Source organism: Enterovibrio qingdaonensis, from assembly GCF_028683135.1.
Lineage (GTDB): Bacteria > Pseudomonadota > Gammaproteobacteria > Enterobacterales > Vibrionaceae > Enterovibrio > Enterovibrio qingdaonensis.
Map to the genome: position 1 here is coordinate 1 of NZ_JAJUBB010000064.1, position 762 is coordinate 762.

Consider the following 762-nt stretch of genomic DNA (forward strand, 5'->3'; position numbering starts at 1 on the left):
CCAAGACGGAAACGACACACTCTCCGGTGGTGTCGGCAATGACCATTTGGATGGTGGTAACCACAACGACCGCCTATTCGGCAATGATGGGAATGACGTTATCGTTGGCGGCTCAGGTAATGATGAGCTCGATGGTGGCGAAGGCAACGACCGTCTTTATGGCGGCGATGGCAATGACATCCTCATCGGCGGGCTCGGTGATGATCACCAAGAAGGTGGTAAGGGCGACGACAAACTCTACGGCGGTGCGGGCAATGACACCATCGGTGGTGACGGTGGTGATGACAAGATCTATGGCGAAGACGGTCATGATCGCATCTGGGCCGGTACGGGCAACGATGTCGTCGATGGCGGTAACCACAATGACACCATCTACGGCCAAGACGGCAATGACACTCTCTCCGGTGGTGCAGGCGACGATGGCATTGACGGTGGCACAGGCAATGACCGTGTGTACGGCAATGACGGCAACGATGGTCTCTCTGGCGGCGATGGCAACGACTACGTTAACGGCGGCACAGGCAACGACCGCCTCTATGGTAACGACGGCGATGACCACCTTGTGGGTGAGCTCGGCGATGATGTGCTGGTTGGTGGCAAGGGTAATGACCTACTCCAAGCGGGTGAGGGTAATGACAAGCTCTACGGCGAATTAGGCAACGACCGCATTGATGGCGGAGCCGGTAACGATGAGTTGTATGGCCAAGACGGTGATGACCGCCTGCGCGGTGGTGATGGGAATGACCTGTTAAAAGGTGGTAT

General features: G+C 56.8%; 1 protein-coding gene. It reads left to right on the forward strand.

The genetic code is table 11. The annotated features are described in order from the left end of the window. Positions 1 to 762 (forward strand): calcium-binding protein (locus LRP49_RS25130; RefSeq protein WP_274146408.1); only part of this gene is annotated, 762 nt, incomplete at both ends.